The 18,577-nt window shown below is 73.4% G+C and carries 16 protein-coding genes and 1 pseudogene; 8 read left to right on the top strand and 9 right to left on the bottom strand.

Features of this window, described 5'->3' with window-relative positions; genetic code table 11:
- Positions 1-2: 2 nt before the first annotated feature.
- A complete protein-coding gene (locus tag ACZ5WK_RS15690) occupies positions 3-923 on the bottom strand; it encodes an alkaline phosphatase family protein (RefSeq protein ID WP_465547885.1) in 921 nt (306 codons plus the stop codon).
- A gap of 248 nt (positions 924-1,171) precedes the next feature.
- Here ACZ5WK_RS15690 and ACZ5WK_RS15685 point away from each other — a divergent pair, with 248 nt between their 5' ends.
- The 3 genes from ACZ5WK_RS15685 (at position 1,172) to ACZ5WK_RS15675 (ending at position 4,226) form a co-directional block, all read left to right on the top strand.
- Positions 1,172-2,377: a cobalamin biosynthesis protein gene (locus ACZ5WK_RS15685; RefSeq protein ID WP_465547881.1), complete on the top strand. Its 1,206-nt coding sequence runs from the start codon at positions 1,172-1,174 to the stop codon at positions 2,375-2,377.
- On the top strand, positions 2,374-3,444 hold the full coding sequence (gene cobC, locus ACZ5WK_RS15680; RefSeq protein ID WP_465547879.1) for an Rv2231c family pyridoxal phosphate-dependent protein CobC: 1,071 nt from the start codon (positions 2,374-2,376) through the stop codon (positions 3,442-3,444). Before ACZ5WK_RS15685 ends, cobC begins: the two co-directional genes overlap by 4 nt.
- A gap of 155 nt (positions 3,445-3,599) precedes the next feature.
- Positions 3,600-4,226 carry a DUF4232 domain-containing protein gene (locus tag ACZ5WK_RS15675; RefSeq protein ID WP_465547877.1) on the top strand — a complete coding sequence of 209 codons (627 nt, stop codon included), beginning with the start codon at positions 3,600-3,602 and terminating at the stop codon, positions 4,224-4,226.
- An 82-nt stretch (positions 4,227-4,308) separates the two neighbouring features.
- On the opposite strand, the gene ACZ5WK_RS15670 is transcribed toward ACZ5WK_RS15675, so the two are convergent.
- Positions 4,309-5,100 carry an MOSC domain-containing protein gene (locus ACZ5WK_RS15670; protein ID WP_465547875.1) on the bottom strand — a complete coding sequence of 264 codons (792 nt, stop codon included), beginning with the start codon at positions 5,098-5,100 and terminating at the stop codon, positions 4,309-4,311.
- 179 nt (positions 5,101-5,279) lie between these two features.
- Positions 5,280-6,110 carry an ammonia-dependent NAD(+) synthetase gene (gene nadE / locus ACZ5WK_RS15665; RefSeq protein WP_465547873.1) on the bottom strand — a complete coding sequence of 277 codons (831 nt, stop codon included), beginning with the start codon at positions 6,108-6,110 and terminating at the stop codon, positions 5,280-5,282.
- A 324-nt stretch (positions 6,111-6,434) separates the two neighbouring features.
- Between nadE and ACZ5WK_RS15660 the strand changes: the two genes are divergently transcribed.
- Positions 6,435-8,321: a serine/threonine-protein kinase gene (locus tag ACZ5WK_RS15660; protein ID WP_465547871.1), complete on the top strand. Its 1,887-nt coding sequence runs from the start codon at positions 6,435-6,437 to the stop codon at positions 8,319-8,321.
- Here ACZ5WK_RS15660 and ACZ5WK_RS15655 read toward each other — a convergent pair.
- Entirely contained in the window at positions 8,318-8,539 is a 222-nt protein-coding gene (locus ACZ5WK_RS15655) for a hypothetical protein (RefSeq protein ID WP_465547870.1), read from the bottom strand. The genes ACZ5WK_RS15660 and ACZ5WK_RS15655 overlap by 4 nt on opposite strands.
- Before the next feature lie 253 nt (positions 8,540-8,792).
- On the opposite strand from ACZ5WK_RS15655, the gene ACZ5WK_RS15650 reads away from it, so the two are divergent.
- From ACZ5WK_RS15650 to ACZ5WK_RS15640, 3 genes and pseudogenes are all read left to right on the top strand, one after another.
- Entirely contained in the window at positions 8,793-9,458 is a 666-nt protein-coding gene (locus tag ACZ5WK_RS15650) for a glyoxalase (RefSeq protein ID WP_465547868.1), read from the top strand.
- A gap of 145 nt (positions 9,459-9,603) precedes the next feature.
- Positions 9,604-10,017, top strand: coding sequence for a VOC family protein (locus ACZ5WK_RS15645; protein ID WP_465547866.1), 414 nt, complete (start codon positions 9,604-9,606; stop codon positions 10,015-10,017).
- 411 nt (positions 10,018-10,428) lie between these two features.
- Positions 10,429-11,001, top strand: a pseudogene (locus ACZ5WK_RS15640) (GNAT family N-acetyltransferase); the annotation flags it as partial.
- A 91-nt stretch (positions 11,002-11,092) separates the two neighbouring features.
- Here ACZ5WK_RS15640 and glnII read toward each other — a convergent pair.
- The 4 genes from glnII to ACZ5WK_RS15620 all read right to left on the bottom strand — a co-directional run bounded on the left by glnII (position 11,093) and on the right by ACZ5WK_RS15620 (position 15,461).
- On the bottom strand, positions 11,093-12,115 hold the full coding sequence (glnII, locus tag ACZ5WK_RS15635) for a glutamine synthetase (protein ID WP_465547865.1): 1,023 nt from the start codon (positions 12,113-12,115) through the stop codon (positions 11,093-11,095).
- A 252-nt stretch (positions 12,116-12,367) separates the two neighbouring features.
- Positions 12,368-13,363, bottom strand: a complete 996-nt coding sequence (locus ACZ5WK_RS15630; protein WP_465547864.1) for an SCO1860 family LAETG-anchored protein — start codon at positions 13,361-13,363, stop codon at positions 12,368-12,370.
- Between the two features lie 190 nt (positions 13,364-13,553).
- Entirely contained in the window at positions 13,554-14,231 is a 678-nt protein-coding gene (locus tag ACZ5WK_RS15625) for a uracil-DNA glycosylase (protein ID WP_465547863.1), read from the bottom strand.
- Positions 14,232-14,369: 138 nt separating this feature from the next.
- A complete protein-coding gene (locus tag ACZ5WK_RS15620) occupies positions 14,370-15,461 on the bottom strand; it encodes an amidohydrolase family protein (protein ID WP_465547862.1) in 1,092 nt (363 codons plus the stop codon).
- Positions 15,462-15,556: 95 nt separating this feature from the next.
- On the opposite strand from ACZ5WK_RS15620, the gene ACZ5WK_RS15615 reads away from it, so the two are divergent.
- Positions 15,557-16,678 (top strand): pyridoxal-phosphate-dependent aminotransferase family protein, encoded by a 1,122-nt coding sequence (locus tag ACZ5WK_RS15615; RefSeq protein ID WP_465547861.1) that lies wholly within the window; start codon positions 15,557-15,559, stop codon positions 16,676-16,678.
- Between the two features lie 60 nt (positions 16,679-16,738).
- Here ACZ5WK_RS15615 and ACZ5WK_RS15610 read toward each other — a convergent pair whose 3' ends face one another.
- The gene (locus ACZ5WK_RS15610; protein ID WP_465547860.1) at positions 16,739-18,379 is read right to left on the bottom strand and encodes an APC family permease; all 1,641 of its coding nucleotides are present in this window, start codon (positions 18,377-18,379) and stop codon (positions 16,739-16,741) included.
- Positions 18,380-18,577: the final 198 nt, after the last annotated feature.

The raw sequence follows: 18,577 nt of genomic DNA, 5'->3' as shown, positions 1-18,577 counted from the left end.
CGTCAGTTCCAGATGCCGGTGATGGTGGCGGCGGAGGCGGCGTTGCCCGCGTGGGTGGTCAGCCCGGCGAGGTCCTCCAGCGTGCGCAGCACGTTGTAGTGGTTGTAGGTGGTGGCGGTGGTGGCGCCGGGAGTGACGTGCGCGCCGTAGAAGACGGTGGGGATGCGGTTGCCGGAGAGCCTGTTGTCCTCGTCGAAGGTGACGACGAGGATGCTGTTGTTGTTCTTGGCCCAGGCCGCGTACGCGCCGAGCTTGTTCTGGATCCAGGTGTCGCCGGTGGAGACCGAGCAGTCGTGCATGTCGTTGCAGAGGTCCGGCACGACGAAGGAGACCTTCGGCAGGGTGCTGTAGTCGGTCGGGAACTGCGTGAAGGTGTACGCGGTGTTGGTCGGCACGTTGCTGAAGCCGAACCACGGGTTGTGCTTCTGCGCGTACTTGCCGCTGCTGCAGGTGGTCGAACCCTGGCTCGGCAGGCCTTCGTTGTAGCTGCCCCAGGTCTTGCCGGCGGCGATCAGCTCGGAGCCCAGGTTGGGCTTGTTGATCGAACCGACCGGCACGCAGCTGTCGTCCGTGCGGCCCTGGTTGGAGCCGGAGAACAGCTGGTAGTAGTTGGGCTCGCTCGGGTGGGTGATCCCGAACGACTGGGTGAGGGTGGCGCCGCCGGCCTTCAGGGTGTTGTTGATGTACGGCGCGCCGGAGCTGCCGATGATCTGTGAGTAGGCGTGGTTCTCCAGCACGACGACGACCACGTGGTCGGGCGTGGGGAGGGTCGCCGCCTGCGCGCTGGAGCCGGTGGCCGCCCAGAGTCCGAGCGAGCCGGCGACCAGGCCGAGGCCGGCCGTCAGGGCGGTGAGGGTGCGGCGGGGGCGGGTGCCGCCGGTGCGGGCGTCGCTGTCACTGGTGCGGGTTCGTGCGAAGGGCATGGTGTCCTCCGTTGCGTCGGGAACTGCCGGGTCTGGAGCGCCGAGAACAGTAGGAGCGCGGCGGTGGCGGTCACGGCACAAGGAAGGTGAAGAACAGGCGAACAGCCGCCGCGCGGGGGCGGCGGAGGTCACAGGCGCCCCGATTGACCCGTTCGTCGCGACCGTGGTGGGATCTCGTGGGCCGCCGAACGGCTGTCGAGCGGCTGTTCAGCGGCTCATGGGCGGCTACCGGGTGAAGGGAACGCGACGTGATCGGGCTGCTGGCCCTCGGCGAGGCTGGTCGCCCGCTCGCCGACGCGGTGCACCGGCTCTGGCCGGACAGCCTGGTCCTCCGGGCGGAGGACGACGGCGAGGGCGCGGACGAGCTCCTGGAGACCGCGCTGCGCGGCTGCCGGCAGCTGGTCTGTTTCGCGCCCGTCGGTGCGACCGTACGGCTGCTGCTCCGCCGCCCGCCCACCGGCCGTCCCCTGCCCGGCGTGGTCTGCGTCGACCCGGAGCGGCGCTTCGCCGTGTCGCTGACCGGGGCCGCCGGGGGCGCGGACGACCTGGCCGGCGAGGTGTCGGCCCTCCTCGACACCTGCCCGGTGATCACCAGCGGCCGGGCCCGCGACCCGCGCACCCCCGCCCGCCCGGCCGGCGTCGGGCACGACGCCACCGTCGGGCGCCACGACCTCCCCGGGTGGGACCTCCCCGGGTGGGACGAGGACGTCCTGGTCTGCCCCCCGCCGCCGACCCGCCCCCCGGGACCGCGCGCGGGCGGCCTGGTCGTCGGGGTCGGCCTGCGCGAGGCCGCCGCGGCACCCGAGGTGACCCGGCTGATCCGCCGTACGCTGCGGGAGGCCGGGCTGCCGGCCTCCGCCGTCGCCCGGCTCTCGACCCTGACCGGCAAGGGCGGTCACCCTGCCGTCCGCCGGGCCGCCGCCCTGCTGGGCCTCCCGGTGGACGAGCACACGGCCGAGGAACTGTCGGCCGTCGCGGTGCCCAACCCGTCGGCGTCCGTCGGCGAGGCGGTCGGCACCATGAGCGTGGCGGAGGCGGCCGCGCTGGCGAGCGCACCGGGCGGCGAACTCGTCGTCCCCAAGCGGAAGTCGGCCACGGCGACGGTGGCGGTCGCCCGCGCGGCCGTACGCGGCCGGCTCGCGGTGATCGGCCTCGGCCCCGGGGAGCGCGACCTGATCGTCCCGCGCGCCGAGGCGGAGCTGCGGCGGGCGTCGGTGGCGGTCGGCGCGCCGGGCGCGTTGGCGGTCGCCGCCGAGCTGCTGCGGCCGGCCGCCCGGCGGCTCACCGCCGAGGACTGCCTCCGGGCCGCCGTCGAACTCGCCTCCCGCCGGGAGGCCGTCGCCCTGGTCGCGCTCGGGGACGGGCTCGCCTACGCGCCACCCGCCTCCGACCGCTACGCACTCGTGCGGATCCCCGGGCTGCCCCTTCCCCATGCCGATGGAGACCACTCGTGACCACCCCCGACCCCGACCTCCGCCACCACGGTGACGCGGAGGTGCGCGACGACGGGGCCGGCCTGGTCGACCTCGCCGTCAACGTCCGGACCGGAACGCCCCCGCAGTGGCTGCGCGAGCACCTCGCGGCGACGCTCGGCGGCCTCGCGGCGTACCCCGAGGGGACGGCCGCCCGCGCCGCCGTCGCCGCCCGGCACGGTCGGCCGGTGGAGGAGGTGCTGCTCACCTCGGGGGCGGCGGAGGCGTTCGTCCTGCTGGCGCGCGTCCTGACGCCACGTCACATCGTCGTCGTGCACCCGCAGTTCACCGAGCCGGAAGCCGCGCTGCGGGACGCCGGGCACGCCGTGGACCGGGTGCTGCTCACGCCTTCGGACGGCTTCCGGCTGGGTGCGGTGCCGGCGGAGGCCGACCTCGTCGTCCTCGGCAACCCCACCAACCCGACCTCCGTCCTGCACCCGGCCGCCGCCGTCGCCGCCCTCGCCCGCCCCGGCCGCACGCTGGTGATCGACGAGGCCTTCATGGACACCGTGCCCGGCGAGACCGAATCCCTCGCCACCGTACGGGGCCTGCCCGGCCAGGTGGTCGTCCTGCGCAGCCTCACCAAGACCTGGGGCCTGGCCGGCCTGCGCATCGGCTACGCCCTCGGCCCGGCGCCGCTCATCGCCGCCCTCGGCGCCGCCCAGCCGCTCTGGCCGGTCTCCACCCCGGCGCTGGCCGCCGCCGAGGCGTGCAGCACGCCCGAGGCCCTGGCCGAGGCCGAGCAGGCCGCCCAGGACCTCGCGCTCTGCCGCGACCACCTGCTGAAAGGCCTCGCCGCCTTCCCGTCCGTCCGGGTGCACGGCGAGCCGGCCGCCTCGTTCGTCCTGATCGAACTGCCGGGCGCCGCCGCCGTCCGCGAGCGGCTGCGTGAGCACGGCTTCGCCGTCCGCCGGGGCGACACCTTCCCCGGCCTCGGGCCCGACTGGCTGCGGATCGCCGTCCGGGACGCGGCGACGACGGACCGCTTCCTGGCCGCGCTCGACGCGGTCTCGGGTGCCGGTGCGCGTACGCCCGGGCCCCACGCCTGACCCGAGCCCCGACCCCTGACCCGAGCCCCGACGCCGAGCGCCGACTTCAGTCCTGGGACAGGACCGGGACACTTCACGCACCAGCCGGTGATCAACCCGGCCCTAGCGTGGAGGCAGACAGCGATCCCCCCTCGACAGACGGAAGTTGGGACTCCATGCGCGCGCGAATCGCCCTCACCGCCCTTGCGGTCACCGCACTCGCGGCCGCCGCCACCGCCTGCGGCCCGGAGAACGGTGACGCGCCGTCCGCGGCGGGCCCCGCCCCGACGACCGCTGCCGCCGCGACCACCACTCCCCCGGCCGCCGCGCCGACGCCCGCCGCGCCGGCCAAGTCGGCGAAGCCTTCGGCCACCGCCCCGGGGGCGGGCGACAAGACCGGCTCCGGCCAGGCCTGCGGAGCCAACGACCTCACGTTCAGCGCCAAGCTGGAGACCCAGGCGGGTGGCTACCTCCAGATCACCGCCAAGGCCAAGCCGGGTATCACCTGTGTCCTGTCGGGCGAGCACCCGGTCATCGCCTTCGGTTCGGGCGGCATCGAGGCCGCCAACGCCGAGCAGGCCGTCGGCACGCCGATCACGCTCAGCGGTTCCACGGTCGCCTACGCCGGGATCAACCCCAAGAGCACCAAGGACAACCAGGCCGTCGAGTTCAAGGACGTCATCGTCGCCATCGGCCGCACGGACCCGAACCCGGTGAGCATTCCCGTCGGTTCCATCAAGGTCGACAAGCCGGTCGTCACCAACTGGCACACCAGCGCGAAGGATGCCGTTCCCGGCGTCTGATAGCCGTCGGCCACCCACCGTGTCCCGACCGCGTGGAGGGGAGACCGCTCCGGGCCGGCGCCGGACACCGCCGCCGCAGTCGTCAGCGGAGACCGACCGCGTCCCCCACCTGCACCCTCCCGGGCTCCACCACCTGCGCGTACACGCCTGCGCAGGGCAGCGCGGCCATCCCCTCCAGCGGCACCAGCCGGTTCTGCGCGGCGAGGACCTTCAGCGCCGCCGTACTGCGCGGCAGTTCGCCGTGCGGGAGGGTCGGGACGGCGCAGCGGGGAGTGGGGACCAGGACGCGCAGCCGCAGGTCCGGGCCGATCCGCAGCTCACGGCCCACCCACTCGTTCTCGACGTAGCCCTCGCCCTCGGTGCGGATCACCAGGTTGGGGCGGTAGCGCTCCGCCCCGGCCGCCACGGCGTCCAGGGTCGAGGTGGTGAGCAGGTGCAGCGGGGCGAAGTCGAAGAACGTCCCGGCGGGGGCGGCCCGGCCGATCTCGTTCTCCGTGACGGTGACCTCCGCCGAGGTCCCGCGGGCCAGCACCTCTTCGGGGACGGCCCGTTCGACGGTCGCACCGGCGGGGCGCTCGCCCACCAGGCTCACCTTGCGGCCCAGCAGCCCGGAGAGTTCGGTCTCGCGCACCACCCGGCCGTCCGGCCCGGTGATCACGACGCCGCCGGCGTCCAGCACGGCCGTGAACCCGAGCATCCCCGCCCAGAGCCGCGGGTTCTTGGCGCTCGCCACCCGCCCGCTCTCGGCGTCGAGCAGCCCCAGCACCCGGTCCCCGTGCAGCCCGCGCTCGGACACGGCCGCCTCGCCCAACTCCTCCCCCAGCATCGACTTCACCGGGTACCGCCGGAGCCGGTCCACCGTCCCGATCCTCATGCCACCGCCTCCGCCCACTGCAGCGCCTCAGTACCGCGAAGTGTCCCCCACCCGGACCGAGTTCGGGGCCGGTCTTCGGGACCGGACTTCGGAGCCGGACGTCGGACTCGGACTTCGGGGCCGGTCTTTCGGGCCGGCGCCGGACCGGGTTCGGGGGCCGTCGTCCCGGCCCGGGCCGCCTACGGTGCGATGGGCAGCCGGCGCTTGTGGTCGGTGAGGCGGTAGCGGCGGACGATCGTCCCGAAGGCCTGCTCGCCCACCGGCTTGCCCTCCAGGAAGTCGTCGATGTCGTCGTAGGTGACGCCGAGCGCGTCCTCGTCGGCCTTGCCCGGGTCGAGGGTCTCCAGGTCGGCCGTCGGCACCTTCCACACCAGTTCGGCGGGCGCGCCCAGCGCGTCCGCGACGGCGCGCACCCGGCGCTTCGTCAGGCCGGTCAGCGGGACGAGGTCGGCGGCGCCGTCACCGAACTTGGTGAAGAAGCCGGAGACCGCCTCCGCCGCGTGGTCGGTCCCGACGACCAGGCCGTCGTACGCGCCGGCCACCGCGTACTGGGCGATCATGCGCTGGCGGGCCTTGATGTTGCCGTGCACGAAGTCCTGGTGGGCGGGGTCACGGAAGGCCAGTCCGGCGGCCACCGCGGCATCGAGCGCGGCGTCGCTCGCGGGCTTGATGTCGACGGTGAGCACGTCGTCCGCCCGGATGAAGGAGAGCGCGAGCTGCGCGTCGTGCTCGTCGGCCTGGACCCCGTAGGGCAGCCGCATCGCGTGGAACCTCGCCTCGTGCCCGGCGGCCCGGGCCCGCTCGACCGCGAGCTGGCACAGCCGGCCGGCGGTGGTGGAGTCGACGCCGCCGCTGATGCCCAGCACGAGGGAGCGCAGACCGGTGGAGGTCAGTCGCTCGGTGAGGAAGGCCACCCGGCGTTCGATCTCCCGCTCGGCCTCGAAGGTCTCGGCGACCTCCAGCTCCCGGGCGATCTCCTGCTGCACGGCGATGGGCGCCGACTCGCTCACGTCTGCTCCTTGGTCTGGTTCACGAGGTGCTGTCGCACCCACCCTACTCAGCCCCGATGCCCGGCGGGACGGCCCACCGGGCAGGCGCCGGCCGGGCCCGCCGACGCCGGTGCGACGCGCCGCACCGGCCGCACCGGTCGGAAGGCGGCCCTCGCGGCCGCCGTCCTCCGCCCGTCTTCCGTCCGCCCTTCGCGCGCACGCCCGCTGACGATCCGTCGGGGGCGATCCGTAGCATGGGCACGCACACGGCCGGGGGTCTGACGCCTCTGGCAGACTGTGCGCGCAGTGACCTTTTGGGCCGGGGCATGACATGGGGGCGGGGCATTGAGCAGCCGGGGAACCGTGCTCGGAGGGCGCTACACGCTGACCGAGCGCATCGGCGGCGGGGGCATGGGCGCCGTCTGGCGGGCCGACGACGAGGTGTTGGCACGGCAGGTCGCGGTGAAGATCCTGCATCCGGGGCTGGTCGAGGACGGCACGTTCGTCAAGCGGTTCCGGCGCGAGGCCCAGTTGCTGGCCGCACTCAAGCACCCCGGCATCGTGGACGTCCACGACTACGGCGAGAGCGGCGACGACTCCGAGGACCGGGTCGCCTACATCGTCATGGAGCTGGTGGACGGGCGGCCGCTGGACAAGGTGCTCGCCGACGGCGGCCCGATGGCCCCGGCGCGGGCGCTCGGGCTGCTCGCCACCGCGCTGGACGCGCTGCACGCCGCGCACCGGCAGGACATCGTGCACCGCGACGTGAAGCCGTCCAACCTGATGGCCCGGCCCGACGACCGGCTGACGGTGACCGACTTCGGCATCGCGCGGGCCGTGGCGAGCACCAGGATCACGGCCTCGCACGCGGTGATCGGGACAGCGCTCTACATGGCCCCCGAACAGGCCGAGGGGAAGGCCGTCACGCCGGCCTCGGACCTCTACTCGATCGGCGTGGTCGGCTACGAACTGCTGACCGGGGAACCGCCGTTCACCGGTGAGACGGTACTGGAGGTCGCACTCAAGCACATCCGGGATCCCGCGCCGGAGCTGCCGGCGGACCTCCCGCGGGAGGTCCGCGCGTTCGTCGCCACCGCGCTGGCCAAGAAGCCGGAGGACCGCTTCGCCGACGCCGCCGCGATGGCGGCCGCGGCGCGGGCCGCGATCGGGGCCGAGCCGAACGCGTCGGCCGCTCCCGCAGCCGCTCCGGCACCCCGGCCGCCCAAGACGCCCGGGACACCTGAGACCCCCGGGTCACCCAAGGAGCCCGCGAAGGCGGCGGGTGAGGTCGGCAAGGTCGAGTCCCGTGACGCCACCGAGCCCGGCACCCGCCGCAGACGGCGCGGGTTCCTCGTCCCGATCGTCATACCGGTGATCATCACGGCCGGCACCACGACCGCCCTGCTGATCGACCACACGCCGTTCCGGTCCGAGGCGAAGACGTCCGGCGCCCAGCCCTCCGTGGTCGCGTCCACGAGCGCGGACACCCCCGCCACCCCGCCGGCGACCCCGCCCGCCACCACGCCGCCGGCCACCCCTGCGCCCACCGGGACGGCGACGCCGGGCGCCACCACCCCCGCACCCGCGACACAGCCCGCCCCGGGCGGCGGCAACCAGGCGGGGGCGACGGCGCCCACCGCCGGCGCCTCGGCCGGCGGCCAGGGCACCCCGCCACGCGGCACCGCCGGCGGCAGCGGAGGCGGGGCGGGCACCGGCGGCGGCGCGGCGCAGCCCCCGGCCAACACCCCCGCCCCGGCGGCCGCCACCTCCGCACCCGCGGACCAGCCCCCGCCCGCCAACCCGGCCCCGCAGACACCCAGCACTCCGCCGGGCTGCGGTGGCACCAAGTGGGGGTCCATCGTCAACGTGGCGTCCGGCCGCAAGCTCGGCCTCTCCAAGGACACCCCGTCGGGCGGCCAGGCCGTGATCATGGGCGGGAACACCGCATACGGCTGGGTGCGCTCGGACCCCGACCCCGGTGGCTGGTACCACCTCTACCCGTGCAACCTGAGCGGCGCCGCCCTCGTCCAGGAGACGGACGGGCGGGTGTCACTCTCCAGCGGCTTCAGCTACCTGAGCAGCTGGAAGATCACCGCCGCGAGTACGCCGGGCGCCTACCGTCTCGCGGAGTACATGGGGTCCAGCTGCCTGACCGACAACGGCGCGGGCAACCAGGTCACCATGGTCACCTGCACCCCCGGCAACAAGTCCCAGGAGTTCAGGATCCCCTAGGACTTGACGTACCACCAGTTGACGAATCCCTTTTTGGTGCGGTCACGGGACCACGTCGTCACGCCGTCGGAACCGAGGGCGTTGATGGTGAAGTTGAGGTCGTCGAGCTTCTTGCTGAACGTCACCTTGCCGGTGAAGTAGCCGCCCAGCGAGGCCCACTCGCTGTGGGTGGTGGTGCGGAACCAGACGGCGTGGTCGAGGCCGATCACGAAGTCCACCCAGTCGCCGTTCCGCAGCGGCCAGGGGCTCTCGCCGCCCCGGTTCCGCCGAGGACCTGGCAGCGGTCGAGGAGCCGGCGGCGCACCGCGGGCACGGCGGTGACGCGCAGGGTGCAGCCCGTGGCGTGTCGGGCCGGCCCACGAGCCAGGCTCGGCGATCAAGGTGGCGGGGGGTGCCGGCGGGCGTCGCGAACCAGGTCGCGAGACCGGTCAGGAATCGAGAAGCCCCGGCCGCAGCGCAGCCCCTAGCGTGATGGTCATGGCAACCACCGCTTCCATCGCAGCCCCCACGTCCCTCGCGTCCGTCACCCTCGAGGTGGCCGACCCCGAGGCCGCCCACCGCTTCTACAGCGCCTTCGGTGTGGACGCGTACATACGCCTGCGGGCGTCCGAGGCGCACTCCGCCGGATTCCGCGGCTTCACCCTGGCGCTCACGGTGTCCGGCCCGGCCACCGTCGACGGCTTCGTCGCCGCCGCCGTGGACGCGGGCGCCACGGTGCTGAAGCCCGCCGCGAAGTCGCTGTGGGGCTACGGCGGCGTCGTCCAGGCCCCGGACGGGACGATCTGGAAGATCGCCACCTCGGCGAAGAAGGACACCGGCCCCGCCACCCGCGAGATCGACGAGCTGGTCCTGCTGCTCGGCGTCGAGGACGTGAAGGCCACCAAGCAGTTCTACGTCGGCCGCGGTCTGACCGTGGCCAAGAGCTTCGGCGGCAAGTACACCGAGTTCGCCCCCGGTCAGTCCAGCCCCGTCAAGCTGGCGCTGTACAAGCGCCGTGCCCTGGCCAAGGACCTCGGCGTCCCCGCCGACGGCTCCGGTTCGCACCGCATCGTCCTCGGCAGCACCGCCGACACCTTCACCGACCCGGACGAGTTCGCCTGGGAGACCGCCGCGTCGCTCGCCCCCACGCCGTCCTGACTCCCGGCCCCGCTCCCACCCCGCTTGACCCTCCTGTCATGCCGATCGACTCATGCCGATCGACCCGCGAACAGGCGCCGATGTGACCGCCGGGCCCTGGCCCGGATGTCCGGCACGCATACATCCACAGTGCAAGGAGTAGGACATGAAAGCGCACGTCAGCTCGATCCTCCTCGGTGTCCGGGACATGGACCGGGCCAAGCGGTTCTACACCGAGGGTCTCGGCTGGAAGATCAGCAACGACTACGGCATCTCGGTGTTCTTCGAATCGGACGGCGCCTCGCCCGTCGGCTTCTACGGCCGCGAAGGCCTGGCCGACCAGGTGGGCACGGACCAGGAAGGCAGCGGCTTCAGCGGACTGGTTCTGACCTACGTCGTCCGCAGTGAGACGCGGGTCGACGAGATCATCGCGGAGGCCCGGCAGGCCGGCGCCACCATCCTCAAGCCCGCCGGCGCTCTGCCGTGGGGCGGGTACGGCGGCACCTTCGCCGACCCGGACGGCTACGTCTGGAGTCTCGGCTACAGCGCCCAAGGAACCGACCAGCCCTACGCCGAGTAGCCGCAATCTCTTGCCTCACAGCCGCCCGGGACGGCGCGGCGCGTGCCGCAGCCGTCCCGGACACGGCGACGGTCCCGGCGTGGGACGCGGGAGCGGCCATCGGAGCCGGGCGGGCCGGATCCGCGGTGCACCGGCAGAGCGACAGGGAAAGACCTGACGGCGCGAGAGCTACTCGCCGGTTACCTTGCCGCTGGTGTCCGGGCCGGGACTTCGGGGCCTTCAGGGGCACGGAAATCCGTGGACGGACCCGCGGAAGATCACGTACCGTGTGGCACCACGCCCTGAGACGGACGGAAGGAGGCGAGTGCCGTGCAGTTCACACCTTTCCAGCGCTCCCTCTTCCGCTGTCCCGGCGTGGTTCGTCAGTTCTGACCGGGAGCGCTCCAAGCAGCCTGTATCCCGGAGGAATCCATGACCGATCCGGTCATCCGCGCGCTCTCCGCGAGCGACGCTCATCTCTTCGACGCACTCCCCGACCCCCTGGGCGCCCGTGAAGGCCATCGGCGTACCCGGTTCCGCCCCGACTGGAAGCGCGTCGCCCTGCGCGACGGCGAGGTCGTCGCACGCGGCGCGTGGTGGGGCGGCCCCGACGACTCGGAGCCCGTCAACATCAACCGGCTCGACGTGGCCGAGGGCGAGGAGGAGTCCGGGGCCGAACTCCTGCGGCCCGCCCCCTGGAAGGTCGGACTCGAGATCAACCTGCCCGGCGGCTGGCGGGAGAAGGCCGACCTGCGCGCCGCCGCCGAGGCCCGCTTCGCCGCCGCGCGAGCCGCAGGGTACGAACTCCTGGTGGAACGCTTCCTGTACCGCTGGACCCCGGAACGAGGTCTGCCCGAGCGGCCCGGACGCCTGTGCTTCGGCGCAGAACCCGACGACGCCGTGTTCTTCGACGCGTTGCGCCGCATCCACTCCGCCACCCTGGACGCCCACGCGCTCAGGGCCATCGAGGCGGGCGGCCTCGACCGGGCCACCCAGGAGGAACTCGGTCCACCGGGCGCCGGCCGGAGCGGAAACGGCCGCCGGGCCTCCCCTCACGTGGAGGGAAGGCCCGGCGGGGTGCTCAGTGGGAGGCGGCTCAGACGAGGCCGGCCTTCTCCAGGGCGGAGCAGCAGGTGTTGACCAGGAGGCGGGTCACCACGTAGGGGTCGACGTTGGCGTTCGGGCGACGGTCCTCGATGTAGCCCTTCTGGTCGACCTCGACCTGCCACGGGATACGGACCGAGGCGCCGCGGTTGGAGACGCCGTAGCTGTAGACGTTCCACGGGGCGGTCTCGTGCTTGCCGGTCAGGCGGGACTCGATGTCGGCGCCGTACTGGGTGACGTGCTCCAGGACCTTCTCCTGCGAGGCGCCGAGCGACTCGCAGGCGGTGATGATCGCGTCGTAGTTCTCGCGCATCGCCTTGGTGGAGAAGTTGGTGTGCGCGCCGGCACCGTTCCAGTCGCCGCGGGCGGGCTTGGCGTCGAGGGTGGCGTCGATGCCGAACTCCTCGGCGGTGCGGTAGAGCAGGTAGCGGGCGACCCACATGTGGTCGGAGACGGTCAGCGCGTCGACCGGGCCGATCTGGAACTCCCACTGGCCGGGCATGACCTCGGCGTTGATGCCGCAGAGCGCGAGGCCGGCGTCGATGCAGCGGTCCATGTGCAGCTCGACGATCTCGCGGCCGAAGACCTCCTCGGCGCCGACACCGCAGTAGTAGCCGCCCTGCGGGGCCGGGAAGCCGCCCTCGGGGAAGCCGAGCGGGCGGGAGCCCTTGAAGAAGGTGTACTCCTGCTCGATGCCGAAGATCGACTCCTGAGCGGCGAACTGCTCGGCGATCGGGCGGAGCAGCGCACGGGTGTTGGACTCGTGCGGGGTGCCGTCGATCTCGTTGACCTCGCACAGGACGAGGATGTTGTCGCCGCCGCGGATCGGGTCCGGGAACGTGGCAACCGGCTCGAGAACCCGGTCCGAGGCGTGACCCTCGGCCTGGTTGGTGGAGGAACCGTCGAAGCCCCAGGTGGGGATCTTGTCCGCGTTGGCCAGGATCCGAGTCTTGGAGCGGAGCTTGGCGGTCGGCTTCGTGCCGTCGATCCAGATGTACTCGGCCTTGATTGCCACGGCGGTGAACCTCGCAAACTGGGTGGTGGGTGCCCGCGTAGCGTCGCAAGCCGCCGTTTCCCGGTTGTTCCTCTTATGTAACACCCAGGTGAACCAACCGTCCGCGTCGGCACGGTCACGGTGCGGGAGTGCCGTGCGTGGCACCCCGCACCGGCCCGCGGGCAGTGCGGGTGTCAGGACCGGCCGACGGCCCGGGTACCGGTACCGGTACCGGCCGACGGTGCGGGTGAGTACCGGGGCACGGTCCGGGCGTCAGCGCCGGCGGGCATGCACGGCCCGGCGGCGGGTGGCCCAGAGGGCGCAGCCGCCGGCCGCGACCAGGGCGGCGGCGCCGACGGCCAGCGGGCCCGTGCTGTCGCTGCCGCCGGTGGCGGCGAGGCCGGCGCCGGTGCCGGACGGGCTCGCGGTGGCCGCGCGGGGGGCGGCGGCGGCCGTGGTGGCGTCCGCGACGGGCTGGACGGCCGGGGTGCCGGTCGGCAGCGGGGCGGAGGGAGCGGCGGTGGAAGGGGTGGGGGTCGCGGCCGGTGCGGCCGGCTTCTCGCAGCTCACCGAGGCGACGGTGATCTTCCCGGTGACCTTGGCGACGTTGAGGTTGAGCGGGTTCACCTCGATCTGCACCTCCAGGGCCGAGGCGGCGGCCGTGGTCGAGGTGGTGCTCCGCTTCGAGAACTCCACCGAGACGCTGCCGACCAACGGCACGTCCACCTTGGTCGGCCCGTACAGGCTGAGGGTGACCGGCTTGCCGAGGACGGTCAGGCTGGCGGGTGCGACAACGTCGGCGGTCGGCTGCCCGTCGACCGGGCAGGTGGCCTCGGAGCTGAGCGCCTCCAGGCCGAGCAGGGTGGTGGCCGGCAGGCCGGGGGCGTGCACGTCGGCGTTGACCAGCTTGACGGAGGCGTAGGTGCCCTTGGCATCGGACCTGGTCACCGCCTTGCCGACGTCCGCCTTGACCAGGGTGACCGGGCCCTGCTGGTCGACGCCGTCGACCTTGGCGGTGAGCACGGAACCGTCGCGCTGCGCCGGGGTCTCGACCTTGTTGAGCGCGATGTCGACCGGGACGTCCACCGCCTTGTTCAACAGGCTGACGTCCAGTTCGAGTTCGGCGGTGACGGCGCGCGCCTTGCCGGCCGGGGCCGACGAGGGCGCGGGTGCCGGCCCGGTGGCGTGCGCCGACGGCACGGCCATCAGCGCCGACACCACGGCGACCGCGGCGGCGAGGGAGCGGGAGGAACGGACGGAAGAAGGCATGGCGGTACCCCACGGCTGGTGGTCTCGGTGGAGCGCGCCTCCGACATCACCCGCAGGGCGGGGCAAGGGGCTGGCGCTCCGAACGACGAGCCGCCAGTCTTCTCGAACAATCCGTCACATGAGTCACACAGAACGTCATTTCACTCGTTCGAGTGAGGTTGACGCCCGAAGCTGCCTGCCCTGCGGCTCGTTACGGCAGCCGCCAGTCCACCGGCTGCGCCCCCTGCCGCACCAGCAGTTCGTTGGCCCGGCTGAACGGCCGCGAGCCGAAGAAGCCGCCGTTCGCCGAGTACGGGCTCGGGTGCGCGGACTCGATCGCGGGCACCTCCCCCAGCAGCGGGCGCAGGTTCCGGGCGTCGCGCCCCCAGAGGATCGCCACCAGCGGGCCGCCGCGCGCCACCAGCGCCCGGATCGCCTGCTCGGTGACCTCCTCCCACCCCTTGCCACGGTGGGCGGCGGGCTTGCGCGGCGCGGTGGTCAGCGCGCGGTTCAGCAGCAGGACGCCCTGCTGCGTCCACGGGGTGAGGTCCCCGCTGGACGGCTGCGGCAGACCGAGGTCGTTCCCGTACTCCTGGAAGATGTTGATCAGGCTGGCCGGGATCGGCCGCACCTCGGGCCCGACCGAGAAGCTGAGCCCCACCGCGTGGCCGGGAGTCGGGTAAGGGTCCTGCCCGACGATCAGCACCCGCACGTCGGCGAGCGGCTGCTGGAAGGCGCGCAGCACGTTCGGCCCCGAGGGCAGGTACGTGCGGCCGGCGGCCAGCTCGGCGCGGAGGAAGTCGCCCATGGCGGCGACCCGCCCGGCGACCGGCTCCAGCGCGGCGGCCCAGCCGGGTTCGACGATCTCGTTCAGTGGACGCGGTGCCATGGTCGCCACCCTATCGGCCTACACCGACAGCGCGTTCACCCGGATGATCTTCGAACGCCGGAGGGGACGATCACCCTACGACCGGCCGGGCGACCGCCCCGGCAGCCCACCCCGCCGGCCGCCCCGGCCGCCGCACGATCACCCCACCGGCCGTCCGCGCAGCACCACGAGCCGCGGGTCCGCGAGCACCCGGACGTCGGCACGAGGGTCCTCGTCGTAGACCACGAAGTCGGCCGGAGCGCCCTCTTCCAGGCCCGGCCGGCCCAGCCACCGCCGCGCGCCCCAACTGGCCGCCGACAGCGCCTCGGCCGGGGTCAGCCCGGCCTTCACCAGCTCGGCCACCTCGTCCGCGACCAGGCCGTGGGCGAGCGAGCCGCCCGCGTCCGTGCCGACGAAGACCGGGATGCCCGCGTCGTGCGCGGCGCCCACGGTGGCGTAGCGGCGCTCGTGCAGCCGGCGCATGTGCGCGGACCAGGCCGGGAACTTGCTCTCGCCGCCGGCCGCCAGGGCCGGGAAGGTGGCGATGTTGACCAGGGTCGGGACGATCGCGACGCCGCGCTCGGCGAAGACCGGGATCAGCTCCTCGGTCAGCCCGGTGGCGTGCTCGACGCAGTCGATTCCGGCCGCCAGCAGGTCCGGCAGGGACTCCGCGGCGAAGCAGTGCGCCGTCACCCGCGCGCCCTCCTCGTGCGCCGCCGCGATCGCCTCGGCCAGCGCGTCGCCCGGCCAGCAGGCGGCGAGGTCGCCGCGCTCGCGGTCGATCCAGTCGCCGACCAGCTTCACCCAGCCGTCGCCGCGCCGGGCCTCGGCCCGGACGTAGGCGGCGAGGTCGCCGGGCTCGATCTCGTGCGCGTAGTTGCGGATGTAGCGGCGGGTGCGGGCGATGTGACGGCCGGCCCGGATGATCCGGGGCAGGTCCTCGCGGTCGTCGATCCAGCGGGTGTCGGCGGCCGAGCCGGCGTCGCGGATCAGCAGGGTGCCGGCGTCACGGTCGGTGACCGCCTGCTTCTCGCTGGTGGCGGCGTCGACGGCGCCGTGCGCGTCCAGGCCGACGTGGCAGTGCGCGTCCACCAGACCGGGCAGCACCCAGCCGGTCACCGTCCGGACGTCGGCGGCGCCGGACGGACGCGTGAACGCCACCTTGCCGTCCACCACCCAGAGTTCGTCCCGGACGTCCTCCGGACCGACCAGCACCCGGCCCCTGACGTGCAGCACCGCAGCATCGCTCATGGCCCGCACTCTACCGACGGGAGTGCTCCGTGTAAGCAGCGAAGATGCGGCAGACTCATTCCCGCCCGAACGACCCCGCTCCAGAAAGGCCGGCTGTGAACGCGCGAAGCGAGATCACCATCGAGAGGCACCCCTTCCTCGGCCTGCCCCCGCTCGGCGCCGCCGACTTCGCGGCCATCGAGGACCAGGTGGCCGCGCTGCTGCACACCACCGCCGACGTGATCGTGACCCAGGGTGAGGCGCTGCTGCCGCTGGAGGCGGCGATCCGGGGCGCCGCGCACCCGGGCTCCACCGCGCTGAACATCGTCACCGGCCCGTACGGGCAGACCTTCGGCAACTGGCTGCGCGACTGCGGGGCGACGGTCGTCGACCTCGCCGTCCCGTTCGACAGCGCGGTCACCGCCGGACAGGTCGCCGAGGCACTGGACGCCGACCCGGCGATCGACTTCGTCTCCCTCGTCCACGCCGAGGCCGCCACCGGCAACACCAATCCGGTCGCCGAGATCGCCGCCGTGGTCCGCGAGCACGGCGCGCTGCTGATGCTCGACGCCGTCGCCTCCGTGGCCGCCGAGCCGCTGCTCACCGACGCGTGGGGCGTCGACCTGTGCGTGATCGGCGGCCAGAAGGCGATGGGCGGCCCGGCCGGGGTCTCGGCCGTCTCGGTCTCCGCGCGCGCCTGGGAGCGGATCGCCGCCAACCCGGCCGCCCCGCGCCGCTCCTACCTCTCCCTGCTGGACTGGAAGGAGCGCTGGACGGACGCCGGGCGCACCGTACTCCCGCACGCCCCGGCCCAGTTGGAGATGCTGGCGCTCGGCGCCTGCCTGGACCGGATCAGCGCGGACGGCCTGCCCGCCGTGATCGCCCGCCACCGCGCCGCCTCCGCCGCCACCCGCGCCGGCGTGCGCGCGCTCGGCACGCTCAGCCCGTTCGTCCCCGAGGACGCCCACGCCGCCCCGGTCGCCACCACCCTGCGCACCCCGGACGGCCTGCACGCGGCCGAGCTCACCGCCGAGCTGCTCCGCCTCGACCCCGCGCTCCCCGTCCAGCCGGGCGGCGGCGCCCTGGCCGCCTCGATGCTCCGCGTGAACCACTACGGGCCGGCGGCCTCCCTGGAGACCGTCCGGGGCTGCCTGTCCGCCCTCGCCACGGCGACCGGCGCGAACGCCTCGCCGGCCCTGGCGGCGGCCGAAGCCGCCTGGACCGCGACCGCCAGCTAGCCAGGGCCCCAGGAACGCCGAGCGGCCCCCGTTCACACGGGGGCCGCTCCGGATCTCTGCTCAGTGCCCGCCGGCGTCCACCACCTCGACGCCGCGGATGTTCCGTTCGATCTCCTCCACCGGCAGGGCGACCGCCAGGGCCCAGTAGTAGATCACCAGGGAGAACACCACCACGACGAGGATGTCCCACCAGAGCGGCAGATTGCCCAGGGAGCCCTCGCCGAAGGAGCCCTGCCAGGAGGTCACGCCCATGCCGACCAGGTAGACCGGCAGCCACTGCCCCGCCTTGAAGTCCATCCGGGGCGCGTTCGGCACGCCCTTCGACACCGCGTACGCGGAGTAGCCGCCGAGCAGCACGTAGCCGATCAGGATCGCCAGGCCCAACCGCCACAGGGTGTCCCAGCCCGCCCAGTAGATGACCAGGCTCGCCACCGCGAAGGCGAGCGGCGAAATGATCGTGCCGCCGGGCAGGTGGTACGAACGCTCCAGCGTCGGCAGCCGCTTGCGCAGCACCCCGAAGGCCAGCGGCGCGCCCGCGTACATCAGCACGACGGCGGACGTGATGAAGCCGACCAGCCGCTGCCAGCTCGGGAAGGGCAGGAAGCAGAGCACACCGGCGGCCCACGCGACGATCAGGCCCAGCCACGGCACGGAGCGCTTGTCGGTGAACTGCAGGGTCTGCGGCGCGTAGCCGTTGCGGCTCAGGCCGTACGTGACCCGCGAGCTGGAGGTGATGTAGACCAGCCCGGTGCCGGCCGGCGAGATGATCGCGTCGATGAAGAGGATGGTGGCCAGCCAGCCGAGGCCGATCAGCGTCGCGAGGCCGGCGAACGGACCGCTGATGCCGGGGTAGTCGAGCGTCGTCCAGCCGCCGGAGAAGGTCTCCGGCGGCAGCGCCCCGATGAACACCACCTGGAGCATGACGTAGATGACCGTGCCGATCACCACCGACCCGAGGACGGCCCGCGGGATGTCCCGGCGGGGGTTGCGGCTCTCGCCCGCCCACTGGATGGCCTGCTCGAAGCCGAGCAGCGCGAAGATCACCCCGCTGGTGCTGATCGCCGCGAGCACACCCTTGGAACCGTCCGGCGCGAACCCGTGGACGGTGAAGTTGGAGCCGTGGAACTCCGTGATCCCGAAGACGAAGATCACCAGGATCGGGACCGCAACCTTCCACACGGTGGCCACGCTGTTGGTGTGCGCGAGGAGCCGTACACCGAGGAAGTTGATCGCCACGAAGACGCCGAGCAGGGCGGCCGCGACGAAGAACCCTTCGGTGGTCAGCGTCTGGTTCGGGTTCAGCAGACCGTCCGCCCAGGACCAGTGCTGGGCGTAGTTGATCATCGCCTGGACCTCGATCGGCGCGATCGTCGCGGCCTGCAGCCAGGTGAACCAGCCGAACGACATCCCCGCGAAGCCGCCGAACGCGTAGTGCGGATACCGCGCCGTGCCGCCCGCCACCGGGAACAGCCCGCCCAGCTCGGCGTGGACCAGCGCCAGGAGGACGATCGCCACCGCCCCGATCCCCCACGAGATGAGTGCCGCCGGCCCCGCCGCCACCGCCGCCTTCTCCGCTCCGAACAGCCAGCCGGAGCCGATGATCGCCCCGACCGAGGCCCAGAGCAGCCCGATCATGCCGACTTCGCGCTTCAGTCCGGTGTGCCCCGAAGCAACCGGGGCCTCGGTACTGGGGTGAGCCATGGGCGGCCGCCTCTCATGTGGGGGAAATCCACCCCGACAGTGCCGCAGCACCGGCAGATCCTCCGCGCCGCAACGCGCTGCCGCCCGCTCCCGTCACCCGAACGGCCATGCCGCACGCGGGGGCCACGCCTCGGGGCTCTTGTTCCCGAGGGGTTCACCGTCCCGACACCCCGTTCTCACCGGGGCCCGGCAGGCTCC

This window comes from Kitasatospora sp. NPDC032757, assembly GCF_055579305.1.
Note: the sequence above shows the minus strand (reverse complement) of the source record. Positions and strands in the feature narration are given on the sequence as shown.